The sequence below is a fragment of the Nocardioides salsibiostraticola genome (assembly GCF_054783655.1).
The window spans coordinates 273,825-280,289 of record NZ_BAAGQD010000017.1 but is presented as its reverse complement, the minus strand read 5'-3'; the positions used below and the strand labels follow the sequence as shown (position 1 = coordinate 280,289).

The following is a 6,465-nucleotide window of genomic DNA, read 5'->3' as shown; positions in this document are numbered from 1 at the left end:
GCACCAAGGCGGGGCCACGGACCTCAACAGAACCGCCGTTCTCTGCCCCCGACATCACACCCTGATCCACCACCACGACTACGCCCACGAAATCAGACCCGACGACACCATCACCTTCCACCGAAGGATCTAGGCGGCGCCGGTCAATCCGACACTAGAGTCGGAAGCATGCATGAACACACGGGATTCGACGACCGGGCAGCGACGTGGGACGACGACCCCGGTCACGAGGCGCGACAAGTCGCAGTAGCGCGGGCCATCGAGCAGGGCTTGAACCTCGACCCTGCGATGAGCGCCGTGGACGTCGGCGGCGGCACCGGTCGGCTGAGTATCCTGCTCGCCGAACGCGTCCGCTCCGTCGTGGTGACCGACCCCTCGGCCGGGATGGTGAAGGTCGCCCAGGAGCGGATCGAAGCGGCCGGCCTCGGCGACACACTGCGCGCCGTCCAGGCGGACCTCACGAAGGATCGGCTCGATGGGTCCTACGACCTCGTGTGGAGTTCCCTGGCGTTGCACCACGTCCACGATCTTCAAGGATTGTTGCGGTCCCTTGCGGAGATCCTGGTCGACGGTGGACGGTTGGCCATCGCGGACCTGGAGAAGGATCCCGATGGGGCCTTCCACGCCGACAAGGTCGACTTCGACGGACACCACGGGTTCGACCGGGACGACCTCGCCGCGCACTTGGTCGACGCCGGCTTCGCCGACGTCAGCTTCACCAGCGTCACCACCATCCCCAAGGGTGACCGCGAGTTCGGCGTGTTCCTCTGCACTGCGACGAAGGCCTGAGCCGATCTACCGCTGAACGGCTCCGAGTCGTTCGGCGGCCAGCTTCACCGCGCCGTCGCGCGCGGCACCGGTCTCCTCTTCGGTGAGGGTCCGGTCGCTGGCCCGGAATCGCAGGGCGAAGGTCAGCGAGCGGGTGCCGGTCTCGATCTGCGAGCCGGTGTAGACGTCGAAGAGTCGGATCGACTCGAGCAACTCCCCCGCCCCCTCACGCAGCACACCGGTTACGGACTCCACGGTCACCGAGTCGGCCACCACCAGGGAGACGTCCTCCTTGGCCTGCGGGTACGACGACAGCTCGGGTCCGCGGACCGCCTCGGGGGCGGCCGCGATCAACACGTCGAGGTTGATCTCGACCGCGGCGCTGCGCTCGGGCAGACCGTGGTCGGCGCACACGCGAGGGTGCAACTCACCGGCGTACCCGATGGGCTGATCGCCGATCAACAGCTCGGCGCAACGACCCGGGTGCCACGGCATCCGCTCGGCCGCCCGCACGGTGAGGTCGACGCCGATCTCGTCCGCGAGTCGACGAACGACCGCGATGGCGTCCGACCACGCAACGGCGCGGCCCTCACCCCACCAGCCGGACCGCTCACGCTGGCCGACGAGCACCACTCCGAGGTGCTGTGGCTGGTCGGGTACGGCGGCCAGCAGGGTGGCCATCTCGTCGTCGGTCGGGCGCCGGTCGACACCGAAGATCGGCGCCAACGCCGACCCGGCGTGAACCGGGGCCACCACGGTGGCGGTCTCGAAGAGGGCAACGCTGCCGGCTCCGCGACCCAGGTTGCGGGCGGCGCTCTTGAGCAGACCGGGCAGCAGGGTGGTCGTGTACGCCGGTTCCTCGGTCGAGAGTGGGTTCGACAGGGGGACGGTCAGACGACGCTCGTCGTCCTCGGCAAGGCCCAACCGGTCCAGGGCCGCAGCACCCACGAAGGGGAAGCTGATGACCTCGATCAGACCCGCGCCCGCGAGGGTGCGACCCAGTCGACGGCGCAATCGCTGCGGGCGAGTCAGTCCGCGGCCACCGGCCGGTGTCGGCAGGACGGAGGGCACCTGGTCGTAGCCGACCACCCGGGCCACCTCTTCGACGAGGTCGTAGGGGTCGGTGATGTCGGGGCGCCACGTGGGCACCGTGACGACCAGTCCCTGTTCGGAGGCGTCGACCTCGCAGCCCACCGAACGCAGCGCGGCCACGGTGGTCTCCGGGCTGATCGCGATCCCGGTGATCCGAGCCGGGAGCTCCCGGTCCAGCAGCAGGGTCGGGGCCACGGGTGCGGCGCCGGCGACGGTGACGCCGGGCTCGGCCACTCCCCCGCCGTACGTCGTGAGCAACTCGACCACCCGGTCGGCGGCCGCCTCGGTCACGGCCGGGTCGACGCCGCGCTCGTTGCGCTTGCCGGCCTCGGAGGAGATCTTGTGACGCTTGCCGGTGCGGAACATCGAGGTGGCGTCCCAGTGCGCCGACTCCACGAGCACCCGGGTCGTGGTCTCGGAGATCTCGGTCGGTTCCCCGCCCATCACCCCTCCGAGTCCGATGATCCCGGAGTCGTCGGTGACGACGAGATCCTCGGGCGACAGCTTCCGGTCGGTGCCGTCCAGCGTGGTGAGGTGTTCGCCGGTCGTCGCCCGGCGGACCCGGATCGGACCGGCCAGCTTGTCGGCGTCGTACCCGTGAATGGGTCGCCCGATCTCGAGCATCACGTAGTTGGTGACGTCCACGGCCAGCGAGATGGGTCGCATCCCGGCCTGGGTGAGCCGGCGCGCCATCCAGTCGGGCGTGGCGGCGGTCGGGTCGAACCCGGACACCAGACGGGCGACGAACAGCGGGCAACCCTCGGCGTCGTCGAGAAGCACCGGGTAGCCGTCGGCGTTGGCGAACGGCACCGCGCGGTCGGCGGGGTCGGTGAAGGGCGCGTCGAAGGCCAGTGCCGCATCCCGGGCGACACCGCGCAGGCTGAGCGCATAGGCACGATCGGGGTTGATCTCGAACTCGATGATGACGTCGTCCAGGCCGAGTACGCCGAAGGCGTCGTCGCCCGGTTCCCCGGCGTCGGCGGGAAGCACGATGATCCCGTCGTGGTCCTCCCCGAGGCCGAGCTCCCGCGAGGAACAGATCATCCCCGACGAGACGTGGCCGTAGGTCTTGCGGGCGGAGATCTCGAAGTTCCCGGGCAGGACTCCACCCGGGAGGATCACCACCACGAGGTCGTCGACGCCGAAGTTGTGGGCACCGCAGACGATCCCCTGCGGTTCACCGGAGCCGTTGGCCGAACCGACGTCGACGGTGCACCAGTTGATGGTCTTACCGTTCTTCTGCGGCTCGGCCTCACAGGTCAACACCCGACCGATGACCAGGGGCCCGGTGATCGCATCACGGGCTCGCTCGATGGCCTCCAGCTTGAGGCCGAGATCGGTGAGCCGGGCCGTGAGGTCCTCGACGCTGACGGAGTCGGGCAGGTCGACGTACTCGTCGATCCAGGAGGCGGGAACGCGCATCTCCTCAGACCTCGCTTCCGAAGGTGGTGGTGAAGCGGACATCGCCCTCGAAGAGGTTCCGCAGGTCAGAGATGCCGTGGCGGAACATCAGGGTCCGGTCGATCCCCATGCCGAAGGCGAAGCCGGAGTAGCGCTCGCTGTCGACGCCGCAGGCGCGCAAAACGCGCGGGTTGACGATGCCGCAGCCGCCCCATTCGATCCAGCCCTCACCGCGGCAGGTGCGGCACTCGCCCCCACCGTCGGCGGCAGAACCGGAGCCCCGACAGACGAAGCAGATGAGGTCCACCTCGGCGCTGGGCTCGGTGAAGGGGAAGTACGACGGTCGGAACCGTGTCGTGATGCCCTCGCCGAACATGGAGGTCGCGAAGTGATCCAGGGTGCCCTTGAGGTGGGCCATCGAGATGCCCTCGTCGATGGCGAGACCCTCTACCTGGTGGAAGACCGGGCTGTGGGTGGCGTCGTACTCGTCGGTGCGGAAGACCCGCCCGGGGCAGACGACGTAGATCGGTGGGGTGCGGGAGAGCATCGTGCGCGCCTGGACTGGCGAGGTGTGGGTCCGCAGCACCAGGTTCTGTTCGGCCGGTGAGGTCCAGAAGGTGTCCTGCATCGTGCGGGCCGGGTGATCCGGGCCGAGGTTGAGGGCGTCGAAGTTGAGCCACTCGGCCTCCAGGACGGGGCCTTCGGCCACCTCCCAGCCCAGGGCCACGAAGATGTCGGCGATCAGTTCGCTACCGGTCGTGATCGGGTGCCGCGCGCCGACGGGCTCACGGTCGGTGGGCAGCGTGACGTCGACGGTCTCCTCGATGAGCATCCGCTCCTCGTGCTCGACCTCCAACACCGACTGTCGGGCGGCCACCGCCTGGTTCACCGCGCCCCGCGCCTGGCCGATGCGCTGACCGGCCTCCTTGCGGGCCTGGGGTGGGAGCGCACCGATCTCACGGTTCGCCAGCGCCAACGGTGAGCGGTCCCCGGTGTGATCGATCCGGACCTGCTTCAACGCCTCGAGATCAGCGGCCTCCTCGACGGCAGCGAGCGCCTCGTCACGGGCTGCTGCCACTTCTTCGGCCTTCAACGGGGTGACCTCCACAGGGTCGTAGTCAGTGTTGGGGCCGGACATCATTGCCTCTCGAGGAGCGGTGCTGCGGGTGAGTGCTGGGAGAAGTCGTGCTGAGGCGAGTCGTGCTGGGACGAGTCACGCTGAAAAGCAGTCTAGGAAGCCGGAGGGTGACGGCGCGACCGGGTTACCCGCTCGAGGGGGGTCGGTCCTAGGGATTCGGGTTCACCGGCCAGGTGGTGGTGATCCTGGCGCCTCCACCGGGAGCGTCGTCGATGACCACGGTGCCGCCCTGAGCCCGGGTGAGACCGTTGACGAGGTAGAGGCCCAGTCCGGATCCTCCCCGTGCTCCGCCGTGCCAGAACTTGGTGAACACCTGACGCCTCTGCTCGACGGCGATGCCCTCGCCCTGGTCGGTGACGACGATCTCGACCACCGACCCGTCGGGGACTTCGTCGGGCTCGGGTCGATTCATCGCAGATGCGGACAGCGCCACTCGCACCACACCGTCTCCGTGCCGGATCCCGTTCTCGACCAGGTTGGTGATGACCTGCGTGAACTTGTCGGGATCGACCAGGATCTGCGGGAGGTCCTCCGCGACGTCCAGTTCCACGTCCCGGGCTGTCCCCTCGGCCACCGACGCGACGATCCGCTCGACCAGCACCCCGGCGTCGGAAGGACGGGGATAGATCTGGAGCCGACCGGTGTCGATCCGGGCCACGTCGAGCAACTCGGCGATCAGACGCGACAGCCGGTCGGCGTCGGAACTGACCGTGTGCAGCATCAGCTTCTTCTGGTCGTCGTTCAGTTTGTCCCACCGGTTCAGCAGGGCCTGCACGAATCCCTTCACCCCGGTCAACGGTGAACGCAGTTCGTGGGCCACCGTCGCGACGAGGTCAGAGCGCTCGCGATCCAGCCGGGTGCGGCCCCGTCCCGACCGCAGGGTGAGCGCCACCGAGGACACGGGTTCGCCGCGGTCCTGACGATGAAGCCGCGCCGAGACCAGCACCTCGGTCCCGTCCGACAGCAGCCAGGACTGCTCGGTGATGGCACGCCGACTGATCAGCCCGGCGTACGGCGAGTTGCAGTCGGTCCACCGTCGACCGTCGTTGTCCTGCAGCACCAACACGTCGTCCAGCGGGGCACCCAGGCTCTCCTCCACAGTCGTGCCGAGCATCTGCGCAGCCAGAGTCGAGATCAGGACGACACGTTGTCCGGCGTCGGCGACGACGACGCCGTCCGGCAGGGCGTCGGCCAAGGACTGGGCGTCGGATGGGGTATCGGTCGGTCCGTTCATTGCGCCCTACCGTAGTGCCGCCGCAGCCAGAAGGGCCTGCGACATGACCGCAGGGTCAACGTCGCCGCGCGCGGGCGGAGGCGTAGAGGCAGACGGCGGCCGCCGTGGCGAGGTTGAGGCTCTCGGCTCGGCCGTAGATCGGGATGGACACCCGGTGGTCGGCGGCCTCGAGCGTCTCCTCGGAGAGACCGGCCGCTTCGTTGCCGAACACCCACGCCACCGGTCCGGCGATCAGGTCGTCGGCCTCGTCGAGGCTCGTCCCGCCCGCTCCGGTCGTGGCGAGGATCGTCAGACCGGCCGCTCGCGCCGTGGCGATGGCCTGCGAGGCGTCGAGATCGACGGCGAAGGGCACGTGGAAGAGACTTCCCACGCTGGCCCGGACCGTCTTGGCGTTGTGGGGGTCCACCGAGGTTCCGGCGAAGACGACCGCGTCTCCCCCTGCTGCGTCGGCGCACCGGACCAGCGTGCCGGCGTTCCCGGGATCCCGTACGTCGACCCCGATCACGGCCAGAGTGCTCCCCGACAGGAGGTGCTCACCGGGTCGGTCCAACGATCGACAGATCGCCACGATGCCGGCGGGGGTGACGGAGTCACTCAAGGAGGCCAGGGCGCGGTCCTCGACCAACGTCCAGGGGGCACCGGCGCGCAGGTCGGCGTACCTGTCCCACGCGGTTGCGGTGGCGAAGACCTCGACCACGCAACCTTCCACGGACAGGGCGCCCTCGAGCGCCTTGGGACCGTCGGCAAGAAAGAGCCGCCGCTCGGAACGTACCGAGCGGCGGCTGAGCTTTCGTGCCTCTTTGAGTCGCGCGTTGCCGGCGCTCAACAGGTG

At 69.1% G+C, this 6,465-nt stretch carries 5 protein-coding genes; 1 reads left to right on the top strand and 4 read right to left on the bottom strand.

Annotated elements, in window-relative coordinates:
* Positions 1–168: 168 nt before the first annotated feature.
* The gene (locus ACYVLV_RS11985; protein ID WP_460810212.1) at positions 169–789 is read left to right on the top strand and encodes a class I SAM-dependent methyltransferase; all 621 of its coding nucleotides are present in this window, start codon (positions 169–171) and stop codon (positions 787–789) included.
* A 6-nt stretch (positions 790–795) separates the two neighbouring features.
* On the opposite strand, the gene pheT is transcribed toward ACYVLV_RS11985, so the two are convergent.
* The 4 genes from pheT to ACYVLV_RS11965 all read right to left on the bottom strand — a co-directional run bounded on the left by pheT (position 796) and on the right by ACYVLV_RS11965 (position 6,459).
* Positions 796–3,282: a phenylalanine--tRNA ligase subunit beta gene (pheT, locus tag ACYVLV_RS11980; protein ID WP_460810211.1), complete on the bottom strand. Its 2,487-nt coding sequence runs from the start codon at positions 3,280–3,282 to the stop codon at positions 796–798.
* Between the two features lie 4 nt (positions 3,283–3,286).
* Entirely contained in the window at positions 3,287–4,399 is a 1,113-nt protein-coding gene (gene pheS, locus ACYVLV_RS11975) for a phenylalanine--tRNA ligase subunit alpha (protein ID WP_460810209.1), read from the bottom strand.
* Between the two features lie 148 nt (positions 4,400–4,547).
* Positions 4,548–5,633, bottom strand: a complete 1,086-nt coding sequence (locus ACYVLV_RS11970; RefSeq protein ID WP_460810207.1) for a sensor histidine kinase — start codon at positions 5,631–5,633, stop codon at positions 4,548–4,550.
* Between the two features lie 55 nt (positions 5,634–5,688).
* Positions 5,689–6,459, bottom strand: a complete 771-nt coding sequence (locus ACYVLV_RS11965) for a TrmH family RNA methyltransferase (protein ID WP_460810203.1) — start codon at positions 6,457–6,459, stop codon at positions 5,689–5,691.
* Positions 6,460–6,465 lie beyond the last annotated feature (6 nt).

Bases quoted from the DNA above. Each gene is read 5' to 3' on its own strand.
- ACYVLV_RS11985 (WP_460810212.1), top strand. From the start codon at position 169: ATGCATGAACACACGGGATTCGACGACCGGGCAGCGACGTGGGACGAC.
- pheT (WP_460810211.1), bottom strand. From the start codon at position 3,282: ATGCGCGTTCCCGCCTCCTGGATCGACGAGTACGTCGACCTGCCCGAC.
- pheS (WP_460810209.1), bottom strand. From the start codon at position 4,399: ATGTCCGGCCCCAACACTGACTACGACCCTGTGGAGGTCACCCCGTTG.
- ACYVLV_RS11970 (WP_460810207.1), bottom strand. From the start codon at position 5,633: ATGAACGGACCGACCGATACCCCATCCGACGCCCAGTCCTTGGCCGAC.